Origin of the sequence: Luteitalea pratensis (genome assembly GCF_001618865.1) — a bacterium.
In the GTDB taxonomy this organism is placed as follows: domain Bacteria; phylum Acidobacteriota; class Vicinamibacteria; order Vicinamibacterales; family Vicinamibacteraceae; genus Luteitalea; species Luteitalea pratensis.
In genome coordinates this window covers 3957609-3972547 of sequence record NZ_CP015136.1, presented here as the reverse complement: position 1 = coordinate 3972547, position 14939 = coordinate 3957609, and the positions used below count along the sequence as shown (strand labels likewise).

Annotated in this window: 15 protein-coding genes and 1 tRNA gene; 8 read left to right on the top strand and 8 right to left on the bottom strand. The window is 66.7% G+C overall.

Annotation, left to right across the window (positions count from 1 at the left end; all coding sequences use genetic code 11):
• Nucleotides 1–63: 63 nt before the first annotated feature.
• Together deoC and LuPra_RS16260 are read right to left on the bottom strand one after the other, a co-directional pair.
• Nucleotides 64–774, bottom strand: a complete 711-nt coding sequence (deoC, locus tag LuPra_RS16265) for a deoxyribose-phosphate aldolase (RefSeq protein ID WP_234800944.1) — start codon at nt 772–774, stop codon at nt 64–66.
• Between the two features lie 275 nt (nt 775–1049).
• Entirely contained in the window at nt 1050–1697 is a 648-nt protein-coding gene (locus tag LuPra_RS16260) for an RpiB/LacA/LacB family sugar-phosphate isomerase (RefSeq protein ID WP_110171714.1), read from the bottom strand.
• Between the two features lie 23 nt (nt 1698–1720).
• Between LuPra_RS16260 and hpt the strand changes: the two genes are divergently transcribed.
• A complete protein-coding gene (gene hpt, locus LuPra_RS16255; RefSeq protein WP_110171713.1) occupies nt 1721–2266 on the top strand; it encodes a hypoxanthine phosphoribosyltransferase in 546 nt (181 codons plus the stop codon).
• Nucleotides 2267–2303: 37 nt separating this feature from the next.
• Here hpt and LuPra_RS16250 read toward each other — a convergent pair whose 3' ends face one another.
• Nucleotides 2304–3710 carry an amidohydrolase gene (locus LuPra_RS16250; RefSeq protein WP_234800423.1) on the bottom strand — a complete coding sequence of 469 codons (1407 nt, stop codon included), beginning with the start codon at nt 3708–3710 and terminating at the stop codon, nt 2304–2306.
• Nucleotides 3711–3836: 126 nt separating this feature from the next.
• On the opposite strand from LuPra_RS16250, the gene LuPra_RS16245 reads away from it, so the two are divergent.
• Nucleotides 3837–4922, top strand: a complete 1086-nt coding sequence (locus tag LuPra_RS16245; RefSeq protein WP_162271418.1) for an ATP-binding protein — start codon at nt 3837–3839, stop codon at nt 4920–4922.
• On the opposite strand, the gene ychF is transcribed toward LuPra_RS16245, so the two are convergent.
• Nucleotides 4919–6016 carry a redox-regulated ATPase YchF gene (gene ychF, locus LuPra_RS16240; protein WP_110171710.1) on the bottom strand — a complete coding sequence of 366 codons (1098 nt, stop codon included), beginning with the start codon at nt 6014–6016 and terminating at the stop codon, nt 4919–4921. The genes LuPra_RS16245 and ychF overlap by 4 nt on opposite strands.
• Nucleotides 6017–6404: 388 nt before the next feature.
• On the opposite strand from ychF, the gene upp reads away from it, so the two are divergent.
• The gene (gene upp / locus LuPra_RS16235) at nt 6405–7028 is read left to right on the top strand and encodes a uracil phosphoribosyltransferase (protein WP_234800422.1); all 624 of its coding nucleotides are present in this window, start codon (nt 6405–6407) and stop codon (nt 7026–7028) included.
• Nucleotides 7029–7037: 9 nt separating this feature from the next.
• Here the strand turns inward: upp and LuPra_RS16230 are convergent, their stop codons facing one another.
• Together LuPra_RS16230 and LuPra_RS16225 are read right to left on the bottom strand one after the other, a co-directional pair.
• Nucleotides 7038–8435: an acetylxylan esterase gene (locus tag LuPra_RS16230; RefSeq protein WP_234800421.1), complete on the bottom strand. Its 1398-nt coding sequence runs from the start codon at nt 8433–8435 to the stop codon at nt 7038–7040.
• A 46-nt stretch (nt 8436–8481) separates the two neighbouring features.
• A complete protein-coding gene (locus LuPra_RS16225; protein WP_234800420.1) occupies nt 8482–8838 on the bottom strand; it encodes an SUI1 family translation initiation factor in 357 nt (118 codons plus the stop codon).
• Between the two features lie 138 nt (nt 8839–8976).
• On the opposite strand from LuPra_RS16225, the gene LuPra_RS16220 reads away from it, so the two are divergent.
• From LuPra_RS16220 to LuPra_RS34550, 3 genes are all read left to right on the top strand, one after another.
• On the top strand, nt 8977–9816 hold the full coding sequence (locus tag LuPra_RS16220; protein WP_110171707.1) for a phosphatase PAP2 family protein: 840 nt from the start codon (nt 8977–8979) through the stop codon (nt 9814–9816).
• 165 nt (nt 9817–9981) lie between these two features.
• Nucleotides 9982–10056 (top strand) — tRNA-Val (locus tag LuPra_RS16215).
• An 82-nt stretch (nt 10057–10138) separates the two neighbouring features.
• Entirely contained in the window at nt 10139–10549 is a 411-nt protein-coding gene (locus LuPra_RS34550) for a toll/interleukin-1 receptor domain-containing protein (protein WP_110171706.1), read from the top strand.
• A 513-nt stretch (nt 10550–11062) separates the two neighbouring features.
• On the opposite strand, the gene LuPra_RS16205 is transcribed toward LuPra_RS34550, so the two are convergent.
• Nucleotides 11063–11473 carry a P27 family phage terminase small subunit gene (locus LuPra_RS16205; RefSeq protein ID WP_110171705.1) on the bottom strand — a complete coding sequence of 137 codons (411 nt, stop codon included), beginning with the start codon at nt 11471–11473 and terminating at the stop codon, nt 11063–11065.
• Between the two features lie 235 nt (nt 11474–11708).
• Here LuPra_RS16205 and LuPra_RS31970 point away from each other — a divergent pair, with 235 nt between their 5' ends.
• Together LuPra_RS31970 and LuPra_RS16200 are read left to right on the top strand one after the other, a co-directional pair.
• Nucleotides 11709–12155 (top strand): hypothetical protein, encoded by a 447-nt coding sequence (locus LuPra_RS31970; protein ID WP_157899267.1) that lies wholly within the window; start codon nt 11709–11711, stop codon nt 12153–12155.
• Nucleotides 12156–12466: 311 nt separating this feature from the next.
• Nucleotides 12467–13510 (top strand): IS630 family transposase, encoded by a 1044-nt coding sequence (locus tag LuPra_RS16200; protein WP_234800419.1) that lies wholly within the window; start codon nt 12467–12469, stop codon nt 13508–13510.
• 10 nt (nt 13511–13520) lie between these two features.
• Here LuPra_RS16200 and LuPra_RS16195 read toward each other — a convergent pair whose 3' ends face one another.
• Nucleotides 13521–14756, bottom strand: a complete 1236-nt coding sequence (locus tag LuPra_RS16195; protein WP_110171704.1) for a phage integrase — start codon at nt 14754–14756, stop codon at nt 13521–13523.
• Between the last annotated feature and the right edge of the window lie 183 nt (nt 14757–14939).

The following is a 14939-nucleotide window of genomic DNA, read 5'->3' as shown; positions in this document are numbered from 1 at the left end:
TACGGCCGGACAAGTCCGGCCGCACACCTCAGGAGACCGTCGGCGTTCGGCGTTCAGCGTTCGTCAGTAACCGCTGCTCGCGGCGCTGACCGGCGCTCCCTTCGATTCCTGCACGATCTTCACGCCGGCGCTCGCCCCGATCCGTGTCGCCCCGGCGCGCACCATCTCCTGCGCGCCGCTCAGGTCGCGAACCCCGCCCGCGGCCTTCACGCCCATCTCGGCGCCCACCACGCGACGCATCAATGCCACGTCGGCGGGCGTCGCGCCGTGCCGGGCAAAGCCGGTCGACGTCTTCACGAACGTCGCGCCAGCGGCCTTGGCGAGCGTGCACGCCGTGACCTTCTCCTCGTCGGTGAGCAAGGCCGTCTCGATGATGACCTTGCTTACGACCTGGGCGGCCCGACAGGCGTCGGCAACAGCTTCGATGTCCAGCTGCACGGTGCGAACGTCGCCCGACTTCAGGGCGCCGATGTTGATCACCATGTCCACTTCCGTGGCGCCATCGAAAATGACCCGGCGCGTCTCGTACTGCTTGACATCCGCCGTCGTCGCCCCGAGCGGGAAGCCCACGACCGTGCAGACGCCCACCGGACTACCTCGCAGCAGGCGCGCCGCGAGCGGCACCCATGTGGGGTTCAGGCAGACAGTCGCGAACGAGTACTCGCGAGCTTCACGGCACAAAGTCTCGATCTCCGGTTGCGTCGCATCGGGCTTCAGCAAGGTGTGATCGATCAGTCCGGCCACCGTGCCCGCAGGGGCTCCGGAGGCCTGCAGGCCCAGCCGGCTCGCGCCGGCGTCCAGCACACCGCGCAACCGGTCAGGGCAGCACTCGACGTGCACGCTGTGGCAGGTGCAGCGTCCACCCGCGGCGACACCGTCTGTGGCACGCAGCACTTCCTCCGTGATGATCTGGACGAGACGTTCGACGTCGAGGGCTGTGTAGGACATGGGGGCGTCGATTGGTAGGGCCCGTTCTCCGAACGGGCCGTCGAGCAGGTGGCCGTGACATCTTGGTGACGGCCGGCTCGGAAAGCCGGCCCTACCAACTGTCACCCTGCGCGTGTCTTGTCCAGGCGTTGCAGCTTGGCGAGCCGACGGATGTACCTCGGCTCGGTCATCGGGGTTTTCATGAACGTCTCGACGATGGCCAGGGCGTCGCCGGGCGACAGCAGCGTGGCGCCGAGCGCGAGCACGTTCGCGCCATTGTGCTGGCGGGCATAACGCGCCAGCGTCTCGTTGAGGCAGAGTGCCGCGCGCACGCCGGCGACCTTGTTCGCGGCAATGGTAGACCCCAGGCCCGCGCCGTCGATGACGATGCCCGCGTCGGCCTCCCGCCGGACGACCGCCAGGCCGACCTGCTCGGCGATGTCGGGATAGTCGACCGGCGGCGGTGTGGCACCCTCGGGTCCGACCGATGCCACGGCCAGGCCGCGACCCCGCAGCGAGGTCAGCAGGTACGTCCTCAGCGCCACGCCGGTGTGATCGCTGCCGATCACCACCCGCCGCACGTCGGCCACCGGCACGAGGTCCGCGCCGTCGCCGTCGACGACCTGATCGGCACGGATCACGGTGATGCGGCGGTCACGCAACGTGTCTGCCGCCAGGGGCGTGATGTGGCCCTTGGGCAACAGCTCCACGGTGCTGCCCTCGGGCAGCGTACGGGCGTCGGCCTCCGTGATCATCGCGAAACGTGCCATGTGTGCTAGCCTGCGCCGGTCGAATGGCCCTCGATCCCGAGTCCCTGCCAGACCACCCCACCCCGCTGCTGACGCAGGAGGCCATTGCCGGACGGGTGGCCGACCTCGCCGCACAGATCCGCGCTGATTATGCCAGCACCCGGGGCCTGCACATGGTCTGCGTGCTCAAAGGCGCCTTCGTCTTCTTCTCCGACCTCGTCCGTCAGCTCGATCGCCACGTCACGCTCGACTTCATCGTGGTCTCCAGCTATCACAAGGCGATACGGTCATCAGGCGAAGTGCGGCTGATCAAGGATCTCGATACCGGCATCGAGGGGCGCGACGTCATGATCGTCGAGGACATCGTCGACACCGGGCTGACCCTGACATACCTGCAGGAGATGTTCAGGGCACGGCGACCCAAGACGCTGCGGACCGCGTGCCTCCTCAGCAAGCCGTCGCGGCGGCAGGTCGACGTGCCTGTCGAGTACGTCGGGTTCACGATCGAAGACCGTTTCGTCATTGGCTACGGGCTCGATTACGCCGAGCGCTACCGCAACCTGCCGTACATCGGCGTGCTGGGCGAATAGAACGCTGTAGTTGCCGTTTCGAATTTCGAATTTCAAATTACCTGACCGCCGCTCGTACCCGTTCGGCCATCTTCTGCGCATCGCCGAGGACGGCTGGCGCCTGCAGCGTCTTCACCACGCGATCGTGCATCAGCACCCGACCGTTGACGATGGTCGTGCGCACGTCACTGCCCTTCGCGGCGTACACCAATTGAGCGATCGGATCGAACATCGGCTGCAGGTGTGGTGCCCTGGTGTCGACGACGATGACGTCGGCGCGCCGGCCGGGCGTCAACTGTCCGAGGCGGTCGCCCATGCCGATGGCCTCGGCACCGCGGCGTGTGGCCATCTCCAGGACCAGGGTCGCGGGCGCCGTCGTCGGATCGCCACGCGTCACCTTCTGCAGGAAGGCGGCTTGTCGCATCGCCTCGAACATGTCGAGATCGTTGTTGCTCGCCGCGCCGTCGGTGCCGAGCCCGATCGCGACCCCGGCCGCCACGTACTCCCCGACCGGCGCCACGCCGCTTGCAAGCTTCATGTTGCTTTCCGGGTTGTGCGAGATCGATGCGTGAGCCTCGGCGACGAGGCGGATGTCGTCGGGTCCGAGCCACACCCCATGCGCGCCGAGCAGGTGCCGACCGAGCAGCCCGAGTTTGGCGAGGTATGCCGTGGGCGTCAGCCCACGCGCCTTGAGTGAGTCCTCCCGCTCGGTCCTGGTCTCCTCGAGATGGATCAGCAACGGCACGTGCTGTTCGCGGGCGAGGCGGTCAGCCGCCTGAAGGGTCGCGGCGCTCAGCGTGTACGTCGAATGCGGAGCCACGGCCGGCGTGACCAGCGTGTCGCTCTTGTACCTTGCGACGAACGCGCGCGTGCGGGCGAGACCCTCCTCGGGTGTCTTGGCATCGGCCACCGGGAACTGGATCAGGGTCTGTCCGAGGACGCCACGCAATCCCGCTTCCCTGGTCGCCTCCGCGACCTCCTCCTCGAAGTAGTACATGTCGACGAACGTCGTCGTGCCGCCGAGGATCATCTCCAGCGCCGCCAGGCGTGTCCCGGCCCGCACGAACTCCGGTGACACGGTCTTGCCCTCGGCCGGGAAGATGTACTTCGTGAGCCAGTCCTGGAGGTTGAGGTCGTTACCCAGTCCGCGGTACAGGACCATCGGCGCGTGCGTGTGCGTGTTGATCAGGCCGGGCAGCACGACCTGGCCTGTCGCGTCGATGGTCTCGGCGGCGCTGAACCGCGCGGCGACGTCCGCGGGCGTCCCGACCCCCACGATATCGGTGCCGGCCACCGCGACGGCCCCCGGTGCCAGGACACGACGGGCGTCGTCCATCGTGATCACCGTTCCGCCCGTGATCACGAGCGTCGCGGGTTGGCGCGCCTGGGCTCGAAGATCGGCGTTTCTCCCACCCACATACAGCCAGGCGGCAGCGATGCCCGCCACCACGACCCATCTCCACATCAGGCGCGCCCTCATCGTGTGTCGATGGTACGCGAGCGCCTCAGACATGGGGCATTGGTGCGTGATCGTTGACGTGGCCGTGGGCCTATCTTTAGTATGGGTCGGACCCCGTTCCCGTCCATCCTCATGCCAGAAATGCGTCAGTACCTGCGTGGTCCGAGGCGGTACGTCCTTGCCGCCGCGTTGACGCTCGCGCTCGGCAGCGTGCAATTCCTGCTGATGCCGGCGTTGCGCGGCCGCTTCCCTTTCCTGCTGCTCTTCCCGGCGATCATCGTCTCGAGCCTGGCGGGAGGGCTGGGGGTGGGTCTGCTCGCCGTGAAGATATCGGTCCTGTTCGCCCTGTTCGTCCTCCTGCCACCGGCAGGGAGCCTGACGATTACCAATCGCAACGACGCATGGGCGCTCGGGATCTTCGCGCTCGTCGGCGTGTTGGCGGCGGTGGGGAGCGACCGACTGCGGCGATCACGGGCCGAGGCGGAAGCGGCACGCGCCGCCCTCGTCGAGAGCGAGGCCCGGCTCGCCAGCCGTGACGTCTACAAGGATCGCTTCCTGGCGGTGCTCGCGCACGAATTGCGGCAGCCCCTGCAGGCGATCGGGATGGCCTCACGGTCCTTGCGCGAATCGGCCGCCAACCCGACGCAGATCAGCGGCCTGATCGATCGGCAGGTTCAACAGCTGACCAGGCTGGTAAGCGACCTGAACGACTTGACGCGCATCAAGGAAGGACGCCTGCATTTCGAGCAGGAAGCGTTCGATGTCAGGGACGCGCTCGATGCGGCTGCCGAAACGCATCGCGAGATGCTGGCCGAGCGCCGGGTCCGATTCCTGGTGAGCGTGGCCGAGGCGCCGCTCCCGGTTCTCGGCGATCCCGCCCGCCTTCAACAAGTCTTTTCGAACCTGCTGCGCAACGCGGCACAGGCGACACCTGCCGGAGGAACCGTCGACATGCGGGCCGAGCGCGACGCGCACGAGGCCGTGATCCGGGTCCGTGACACCGGAGTGGGCATCAGGCCCGAACGGCTCCCGGAGATGTTCTCGTTGTTCGTCCAGGATGGGCCGGCCGACTCCGCTCACCTGGGCGTCGGACTGGCGTTGGTCCAGTCCATCGTCACCCGGCACGGCGGCAAGGTGCAGGCGCGGAGCGACGGTCCGGGACAGGGCGCGGAGTTCGAAGTGCGCCTGCCCTGCGCCGGCGCTGCTGGAACAGCCTAGACGTTGAAGCGGAACAACAGGACGTCGCCGTCCTGGACGACGTATTCCTTGCCTTCCGAGCGGGCGAGGCCCTGCTCGCGCGCGGGCTTCCAGCCACCGACGCGGATGAAATCGTCGTAGGCCACCGTCTCGGCCCGGATGAACCCCTTCTCGAAGTCCGTGTGGATCACGCCGGCTGCTGCGGGTGCCTTGTCGCCAGCGTGGATCGTCCAGGCGCGCACTTCCTTCTCGCCCGCCGTGAAATAACTGCGCAGCCCGAGCAGCGTGTACGCCGCGCGAGCGAGCCGGTCGAGACCGGACTCGGTCAGCCCCAGCGATCCGAGGAACTCCTGCCGCTCGTCGGGCTCGAGTTCCGCGAGTTCCGCCTCGACCTTCGCCGAGAACACGACCACGCCGGCGTTCTCGTGCTCCGCGGTGATGCGCGCGCGGAGTTGCTCGACGAACGTGTTGCCCTCGGCCGCTTCCTCCTCGCGCACGTTTGCCGCGTAGAGCACCGGCTTGGACGTGAGCAGGTTCAGTCCCTTGAAGGCGGGCCGCAGTTCGTCCGACGGTTCGTACAGGCGGGCTGGCTTGCCGGCCTCGAGCAGTGTCTTCACCGCTTCCACCATGGCGACCTCTGCCCTGGCGGCGGCGTCACCTGAACGTGCCATCTTGATCGACTTCTCGAGCCGCTTCTCCATCGTCGAGAGGTCGGCCAGTCCGAGTTCGATGTTGATGATCTCGCGATCCCGCACCGGGTCGGGGGCACCCATCACGTGCTGGATGTTCTCGTCCTCAAAGCAGCGAACCACGTGGACGATGGCGTCGACCTCGCGGATGTTGTGGAGGAACTGGTTGCCAAGGCCTTCACCCTGGCTCGCGCCCTTCACCAGTCCGGCGATATCGACGAACTCCACCGAGGCGGGCACGACACGCTCCGGCGAGACCAGCTTTTCGAGAACGGCAAGACGGGAGTCGGGGACCATCACGATGCCGGTGTTGGGCTCGATCGTCGCAAACGGGTAGTTGGCCACGAGCGCACCCGCGGACGTGAGCGCGTTGAAGAGGGTGGACTTGCCGACGTTGGGCAGGCCGACGATACCGAGTCGAAGCATGGAGTGTGGCGATCTACGCACGACAGGCAGCCCATCTGCTTGCGTGCGAACCATTTAGTGTATCGCTGGTTTCGGAGCAGACACCGCCTGACACGTGCAAACTGGCAAATTGGCCCAATTTGCCATCAGGTGGGCTTCGACGAGACGAAGAAGCGGCTCACGTAGCCTTGACGGTAGGGACCGTAGGCTTGACGGTAGGGACCGCTCTCCGAGCGGTCCATCTCCTCGATGCGGCGAGGCTGGGTCCATCTTCTCCGTTCCGCGAGGCTGGGTCCGTCTTCTCCGTGCGGCGAGGCTGATGGACGCCTCGGAGAGGCGTCCCTACCATTCGCCAAGGAGAGTGGGCCCTGCCTTCCGAACCGGTACCGCTTCAGATACAGTGCGGCCCGTGCCTGTCCACGTCATCTCCCATCCCGTTGCACAGGAACTGCTGACGCACCTGCGTGACACGAGGACGCCTTCGCCGCTGTTTCGACAGTACGCGCAACGCCTCAGCGTCCTCATCGCGACCGAAGCGATGCGCGACCTGCCGACGGAAGCCGTCGTGGTGGACACACCCCTCGGCCCGGCCAACGGCGTCAAGGTCTCGGCCAGCGTCATCGTGGTTCCCGTTCTGCGCGCCGGGCTGGGCATGCTGGATGCCGTGCTGAGCGTGGTGCCGCACGCGCGTGTCGGGCACATCGGACTGCAGCGCGACGAGACCACCGCGGTCGCGTCGCAGTACTACGCGAAGTTCCCGGCGGGGCTCGACGCCAGCCTGGTCGTGCTCGTGGATCCGATGCTGGCGACCGGTGGGAGTGCCGTCGCGTCGCTGCAACTGCTCGCGTCACGCGGCGCGCAGCGGATGCGCCTGCTCTGCATCGTCGCGGCGCCCGAAGGCATTCAGGAGGTCGAGGCGCACTTCCCCGACGTGGAGATCTACACGCCGGCGATCGACAGTCACCTCAACGCACACAAGTTCATCGTGCCCGGGCTCGGCGACTTCGGCGATCGGCTCTACGGCACGATGTGACCGCTCGCGCTACGGTGTCGGTGGCGGCGGCACCGGAATCGTCGACGGCATGTGGCCCGTCTTCAGCGCCTCTTCCATCCATGCGTCGGTGCGCGTCGCCTGCTCCGGCGTCGTGTTGTGCCCTGTCGTCACGGCCAGCATCCACACCTTGGGGGCGGTGATGACGTTGTAGGCCGAGAAGATGGACGTCGGCGGCACCGTTTCGTCGTTGTAGCCCCACGTGTAGATGCCGGGAGCCTTCACGCGACGCGCGAATTTCACGACGTCGTAGTACGGCAGGGTGCGCAGCGCCTCAGGCGTGGGCTTGGGTCCGGGGCGCGTCGGGTGGAAGAAATGCGGCCAGCCGCCGGCACGGTTGTTCAGGTATCCGGTCAGGTCCGCCAGCGCGGGATAGGTCGACGAAAGCACCTTCACGCGCGGGTCGAGCGCCGCCGTGACGATCGCGAGCGCGCCGCCCTGGCTGCCACCAATGACGCCGAGGTTGACGCCATCGTAGTTCGGCAGGCTCGTGAGCACGTCGTTGGACCGCACCGTCGACAGGTACACACGCCGATAGAAGAACCGATCGCGGTCCTCGAGGTTGGTCATGAAGTAGCGCGAGAGGCTGCCAGCGCCGAGGCTCGTGTACACGAGCGGATCGAGGGTGACCGGCAACCCGTGAATGCCGATCTGCAGCGTGATCAACCCGTGCTGACACGGCGCAAGCAGGCCACGATAGGGACGTACGCCGGCCCCTGGTACCGAGAGCAACGCCGGATACTTGCCCGGCGCAGACGGCTCGCACAGGATGCCGTAGATGCGGCTCGTCGCGGTCCCGTTCGGGTCCAGCCCCACGGTCTGGAAGCTGACGTGCGAGACGATGATGCCGGGGCCGCCATAGGAAGGCAGCAGCTCACGCGTCATCTCGATCGGGATCTTCGCGAGCTGGGCCTTGCCCTCCGACCAGAACGCATCGAAGTCCGCGGGATCGGTCACGGTCGGCGCGATCGTCAGCGGATCGAAACCGGCCGTTCCGAGGCCACGATAGCTGCGCCCCTCGTGCTGCGCGGTGCCGATGCATCGCAGGAAACCGGGGCTGTTCATTGTCCCGGCTTCGACGACGACAGGCGTGGCACCGCTCGTGACCTCCTTCATGAGGGTCGGCGGCAGCATCTCGGGGCCACATCGCACGGTGACCGCCACGCCCGACAGCGGATGGCCATCGCGTCGGACGGCGACCGTGAAGGTGGCTGGCGCGCCGACCCGGTAGGTCCACGTGGGACTCACCGGCGTGACGAGCACTTCGGGCGTGCCCGTCCACAGGTCCTGCGCGCCTGCCCTGGCCGGCTGCAGGAGCCCGCCGGCAAGAGGCAGCAGGAGCGTCGGCGCGAGCATGCGGCGGAGGCGCAGCGAGTGGAATGTCGGCACGCGGCGCAGTCTAGCAGAGCCACGCGCGCGGCTTCATCTGCCCGATCTAGCCCTTGACGATGAAGCCCCTGGTCGTGAGGTGAGGACGCAGCCGCTCGCGCAAGTCGCCCTGGAGTTCGATGGCTCCATCCTCGACAGCGCCGCCGGTGCCGCAGAGGCGCCTCAACTCCGCGCAGAGATCCTTGAGGAATGCCGAATTGCGCGGCAGGCCGTCGACCACGGTCATGGTCTTGCCACCACGTCCTTTCTTCTCCATCCTCAGCTTCGCCGTAACCCGCGCGGGTACTGGCTCCTCGACCGACGCGCGTGTACTGCACTGGCAGTTCTTCGCAGGCCAGCCGCACTTCGGGCAGGTGCGTCCCTGATCGGTCGAATACACGAGACGGGCACCGCGGTCGGTCACGGGGCGATCATACAAAGGTCTCAGGGCTCGAGTCTCAGGTCTCAAGCCTCAGGGCTCGGGCAACCGGTCGGCCTTCGTCATTCGGCCGTCGGCCTTCGGGCCTCAGGAGCATAGCGCCATGAGCTGTTCCGCAGGCAGATGACACATTCGCTGCTGATGGGTGCGCGGGCTTCCGAGTTGGCGGTCGTGTGTTGGTGCGTCGTGGCAGCAGTCGTCGCCCTGGTACGACCGCTCGATGCACGCGGGCGCTGGCGCGTGATCGGCGGTGCCTTCGTGCTCGGCATGGCGGCACTCGCAACGACGCAGTTGCCTGACCGCGGAGTCACCGGTGTTGCGCGCAACGTTGCGCCGGCGCTCCTCGTTCTAGGGGCGCATTGGCTTGCTGGCGGCTACTTCGTCGAGCCGCAGCCGCGCCTCGAGCAACGACTCCTGTCGGTCGATCGGAGGCTGCTTGCGCCACTGCGCCTCGAGGCGCGTCTCACGTCCGGATCGTCGTGGGCGCTGGAGGTCCTGGAAAGCGCGTACTTCTCGGTCTATGCGCTACTGCCGCTCGGGGCATGGGCGGCGTGGTCGCGGGGCGGCTCCGTGAGCGTGGACGTCTACTGGACGGTGGTGTTCCTCTCGGAGGCGTCGTGCTATATCGCGCTGGCCTGGCTGCAGACGCGCCCACCGCGAGCGCTCGAGCCGTGGGCTGGCTCGCTTCGCGCGAGATCGAAGTTCCGGCATGCCAACGAAGCCGTGCTGGCGCATGGCAGCCATCACATGAACACGATCCCGAGCGGCCACGCGGCCGGGGCCGTGGCCGTCGCGCTCGCGCTGTGGTCACTGCAGGCGCCGACGGCGCCGATCTTCGGCGTCGTCGCGTTCGCCATCTGCGTCGCGACCGTGGTCGGCCGCTACCATTTCCTGGTGGACACGGTTGCGGGTGCCGCTGTCGCCGCCGGCTGGTGGTGGATCGTGACGGGCGCCGCGCGGTAGCGGACCCCATTCCCATTGCCGGCGTCACGCGGAGCATCTGATGCATGCGGGCGAAGTGGTGATACATGAGCCGTCTTGCCACTGCGCTCAGCCCTGCGTTATAGTTTGAAGTTCGTGGCGGGCGCGCGAGGCGCGGCTGCTACGAGGCACACCCCACCTCAGTGTGCGCAGTTGGCTCAGCGGTAGAGCACCGCCTTCACACGGCGGGGGTCACTGGTTCGAATCCAGTACTGCGCACCACAAAGTGGTTGCAGGATAATAACTTACACCGACGCCCGCGAGCCAAGCTCACGGGCGTTTTTGTTCGGGGGGTGCATTAGGGGTGCAGCCGCGAGGTGGATGCTTGAAGATTTTCATCAGTTGGAGCGGGAACGATAGCGGAGCCGTCGCCAAGGCGCTCCATGAACTCCTTCAACTCGTCCTGCCGAATACCAAGCCTTGGCTGTCAAAGGTAAGCATCGTCGCAGGCGCCAGTTGGTGGCACGAGATTCGTTCTGAACTCGCGGAATCGACGGTCGGTATAGCGTGCCTCACCGCAGAGAACGTGAAGAGCCCTTGGCTCAACTTCGATGCGGGAGCCTTGGCGAGAACGCACCAAGGAACAAGTGACGCGGCGCAATCAACGCGATCGCGATCTTGCGCTGCTTGGCTGGCGGGTGATCCACTTCAGTGGGTCGGAATTCTTCCGCGCGCCACTGAACTGCATCGAACAGGCGTGGTGGATCGCCGATGATGTGGTCGGGCGTCTGATCATCGAAGAGTGGCGCCGCGAAGACGCCGCGGCCGCCGTCACGGCCTCGACACCCGGCGCCCAGGACATCGCGACCGGCAGCACGCCGGCGCTACCGAACACCGACGGGGCCGGCGCGCGCGATCGGGAGCGACGTTGTCCTGTGGGGATCGGCGAGCGCGACAGGCGGCCGCATCCCGCTCGCCGCGGCCGGCAGGCCGTCCAGCCCTTCGCCAGGAACGCGCCGCGCCGGAGAGGAGTTCGAGGCCGAGCGTGTGCGCCTGCGCGTCGCAAGTCGCCGTGCGGCCGTCCTTGTGCAACGTCCAGAGCCGCAACCTGCCCGCCGTAGGGCCGGGCAGGGGTTCGTGGAACGTCATCCGCGTCAGCCGGCTAGCCGTCGCGCTTCGTAGTCACGAATGGTGAGCGCGCAGCATTCGAGATCCACACAAAACTCCATAGCGACCACCGACGTGGCTTTGATGAGTCTGCCAACTAATCTGGCGTCGCTCCTCACTGTCAAGCGGTGGGCCGCGACATCCCGCGTTCCCGGGTGGGCTGCGGCTTCCGCACTACCCCGTAGAAGTCGTGCCCTGACTCCCACTCGTCGACGTCGTCGACACGGGCCGGACGGGGCCGCTCGACGGGCCGGCCTGTCGGCAGCAGCGAGAACCGCGACAGCAGCGACTCGAGCCGTTGTGTCATCTGGCGCACGTGCGTGCTCACCTGGTGCACGGTGCGATTCACGACGAGCCCATCGCGCGCCAGCACCGCGGCCGCCTCGTCGCGCGCCATCATCGTCTGCACGAGCAGGATGAAACCGGGGACCGTCTCTGGCGTCAGCGTGCCCATCCGCAGAGCGGAGGGCGCGAGCCGGTCCCACACGGCCAGTTCCGCGCTCGACAGAGAGGTCGGGGCCGTCACCTGCACTGATGGCTCGAGGTCAATCTCGGTGGGCCGGAGGCGCTTCCGGCGCCCTCCGGTCGGTCGTGGTGAGTTCTGAGGCATCGATCTGGGCTCCGTGTGAATGCTGTAGTTCGTTGTCCGTGCGTACTTGGCTCCTGCGGGGGGCGTCAGTCGAGGGGTGGCAGCGATTTTTCGAGCCACTGTGCTACCCTGCGCGCGCGGTTGGCGCGTCGCCACCCAGAACGTGAGGAAAACAGCCATGCTCAACGTTGCCCTCGTCGCACTGCTTACCGCCTTGCAGCCGTCCACGCCTCCGCAACCGGCAACACCTGCCCAGCCCGAGGTCAAGGGGCAAGCCTGCACTGCGCGCGAGCTCGTCGGCACTTGGCAGATTATCGATGTGCCCGCGATACCCGGTGTCACCAGCGTGCTGAAACACGTCACACCGACCCACTACTTTGTCGTGTGGCTCGGAGGCAACGGTGTCGTTCAGGCTGGGCATGGCGGACCGCAGACATTCGCAAATGGAACCCACACAACGTCGATAGAGCACGGGTTTGGTCCAGTGTTCGAGAAGTACCGGGGTGCGTCCGGGACGTACCAATGCCGACTCAACGGTGACATCTGGCATAACGTCGGTGAAAACCAGGGCATAAAGATCAACGAGCAATGGAGGCGAGTGACCGGCACGTCAGCCCCACGCTAAACAGAATCCGGCACTTTGGGCACCGGGCACGGAGCCCGACCGGCCCATGCGGCCGGCCGGGACACCGCCATTCCCTGTCGCTTTGAAGACATCTTCGAGTTCCTCGACTAGACCGAACGACTGGCGAAACCCAGGGAGATCTGCCTCAATCTCCTGAAGCACGAGGCCCTGCTCGCGAGGGTCATCGGCGTGCACTGCTGATACCAGTCGAGCGTGTCGAATCAGCCTCGTCTCGTGGGCGCTGGCTGCCAGCCGACGCCGTCTGTTCCTAGTGAACTGTATTAGCCATTCATAAACATGTACACTGGGGCATGCCGCAGTCCTTGGACGACGTCATGCTCACCGCCGATGAGCGCGCCGAGCTGGAGCGCTACGCCCGTGCCGGCAGCGGCCGAGCCGACCTTGCGCGCCGTGCCCGCGCGCTGCTGCTCCTGGCCGACCGTCACTCGTACGCCGAGGTGACCGCCGCCGTCGGCTGGAGCTCCGCGACGATCGCCAAGTGGAAGGCACGCTTCCTGACTGACCGCTTGCGTGGCCTGTGGGGGCGCCATCAGGGCTCGCGCCCGACCGTCCTGACGCCGGCCGTCGAGGCACGCGTGCTCGCGTGGACGCGCAAGACGCCGCCGCATGGCGCCACGCACTGGTCGACGCGGACGCTGGCCACTCGGCTCAAGCTCTCGCACACGATGGTGGCGCGGATTTGGAAGCGCGCGGGCCTGCAACCGCATCGGCTGGAGCGCTACATGCGTTCGACCGATCCCGATTTCGAGTCCAAGGCCGCCGACGTCATCGGGTTGTACCTGCAGCCGCCGCAGCACGCCGTCGTGTTCTGTGTTGATGAGAAAACCGCGATTCAGGCGCTGGACCGCCGTGATCCGATCCTGCCGTTGTCGCCTGGGCGCGCGGAGCGACACGGCTTCGAGTACGTCCGACACGGCACCCTCTCGCTGTACGCCGCCCTCAACACCGACACCGGCGAGGTGATCGGCAAGACCGCAGAGCGACACACCAGCGCGGAGTTCGTCGCCTTCCTCAGCACGGTGGTGGCGACGCAGCCGGCTGACCGGGAGATCCACATCATCGCGGACAATCTCTCGGCGCATGAGACCAAGCAGGTGGCCGCGTTCCTCGAGGCGCATCCGTCGGTGCAGATCCACTTCACCCCGACCTACAGCTCGTGGTTGAACCAGGTCGAGCTGTGGTTCAGCAAGATCGCACGCGACCTGCTCGCCCGCGGCATCTTCACGTCGACCACTGACCTCGCGCGCAAGATCAGGCGGTATATCGACCGCTACAATCGCGCCGCGAAGCCGGTGCGCTGGACGTATCGCGACCCGACGCGCCGCATCGCGTGATACTTCACGTTCAGCTGATACAGTCCACTAGCCACGAGCGAACCAGCCGGGCCACCGCGTCTACCGCCTGGTTAGGGCTCAAGTGCGCGTACTTTTCGGTCATGAGGATCGTGCTGTGGCCCAAGAGGTCGCGCACGACGGCGAGATCGACGCCGGCCTGCACCAAGTTGCTCGCGAACGTGTGCCGCAGGTCGTGAAAGCGGAAGCCGGCGATGCTCGCGCGCTTCAGCAGCTCGAGCCATGCGGTCTTCACATCAGCCAGCGGGCGCGAACTGTCGTTGGGTGACGGGAACACGTAGCCGGCCGGCCGCGGCCCCCACGCTGTCAACACACCAATGGCAGCGCCGTTGAGCGGCAAATGGCGAGTCTGCCCGCTCTTCGCGGTTTGCCCACGCACCGTGAGACGCGCTGCAGCAAGGTTGATGTCGGGCCACTCGAGCGAGAACAGTTCGCCGCGGCGCAAGCCCGTATGCATTGCCAGGAGAACGAGCGGTGTGAGGTGGTCGGCGTAGGTTTCAAGGGTCGGGAGGGGCTCGTAGCCTCGCGCATCACGCCAGACGTTCGCCGATGCACGCCCATCACGGAGCCGCTCGTCCCGAGCCGCGAGCGCCGTTAGAAGCCGTCCCTCCTCGTCCCGGGAGAGATATCGCACGTTGGCCCGGCGATCCACGCGCTCGGGCTTGACGTCGTCGAGAGGATTGCCCTTCAAGTGCTTCCACTGCACCGCTCGCCCCAGCAGCGCCCGAAGATCGTTCAGGTCCCGGTTGATGGTGGAGGGACGGACGCCGGCCTTGCGACGGTTCGTCCGCCAACGCTCAAGGTGCCACGCCGACAACGCGCTGAGCTTCGTCTCGAGGAGTTCGGCGAAGCTGGCCCTGAGTCGCGCGATCGTCTCGGTGCCCGTCGTGAGATGCACGGTCGCCCACGGCTCGTAAACGTCGTTCAAGAAGCCGGCGAGGTCGTGCGCTTGCCGCTTCGCGCGGCGCTCTTCAACGGGATTCGCGCCCAGCGCCACGGCCGACAGCACACGCGTCGCCTCGTCGCGGGCTTGCTGCGTGGTGAGTTTGTCCGTGGTGCCGATCGTCACCCACTGCCCGCGCCCGACTTGTGCGCGGTAGGTGTGGATTCCGGAACGCCGGCAGCGGAGGACGAAGCCGCGTAGCTTGTTGTCGCGCACGTCCTGATCAGCCGCGAGCGGTTGAGCCGTCAGGGTCTTGACGAGAGTGGCGTTGATGGTCGCCTGCATGCGGATCAGCCCTTGAATGGAGCACCCTGATAGACGTGGGGGTGTGGACCGCGCCGGTTCTGGGGGTGCATTAGGGGTGCAGTACTAGTGTACCGAGGTGCACCGCGGTACACAATGGGCCACTCATTCTGAGCCGATTACCTCAATGAATTCCGTGTTTTTGACGTGTCTATCGGTGTGCCT

What these genes read in the sequence shown, in the direction of transcription:
- LuPra_RS16260 (WP_110171714.1), bottom strand. Translation starts at nt 1,697, where the DNA reads ATGGCACGTTTCGCGATGATCACGGAGGCCGACGCCCGTACGCTGCCC.
- hpt (WP_110171713.1), top strand. Translation starts at nt 1,721, where the DNA reads ATGGCCCTCGATCCCGAGTCCCTGCCAGACCACCCCACCCCGCTGCTG.
- LuPra_RS16250 (WP_234800423.1), bottom strand. Translation starts at nt 3,710, where the DNA reads ATGTGGAGATGGGTCGTGGTGGCGGGCATCGCTGCCGCCTGGCTGTAT.
- LuPra_RS16245 (WP_162271418.1), top strand. Translation starts at nt 3,837, where the DNA reads ATGCCAGAAATGCGTCAGTACCTGCGTGGTCCGAGGCGGTACGTCCTT.
- ychF (WP_110171710.1), bottom strand. Translation starts at nt 6,016, where the DNA reads ATGCTTCGACTCGGTATCGTCGGCCTGCCCAACGTCGGCAAGTCCACC.
- LuPra_RS16220 (WP_110171707.1), top strand. Translation starts at nt 8,977, where the DNA reads ATGACACATTCGCTGCTGATGGGTGCGCGGGCTTCCGAGTTGGCGGTC.
- LuPra_RS31970 (WP_157899267.1), top strand. Translation starts at nt 11,709, where the DNA reads ATGCTCAACGTTGCCCTCGTCGCACTGCTTACCGCCTTGCAGCCGTCC.
- LuPra_RS16200 (WP_234800419.1), top strand. Translation starts at nt 12,467, where the DNA reads ATGCCGCAGTCCTTGGACGACGTCATGCTCACCGCCGATGAGCGCGCC.
- LuPra_RS16195 (WP_110171704.1), bottom strand. Translation starts at nt 14,756, where the DNA reads ATGCAGGCGACCATCAACGCCACTCTCGTCAAGACCCTGACGGCTCAA.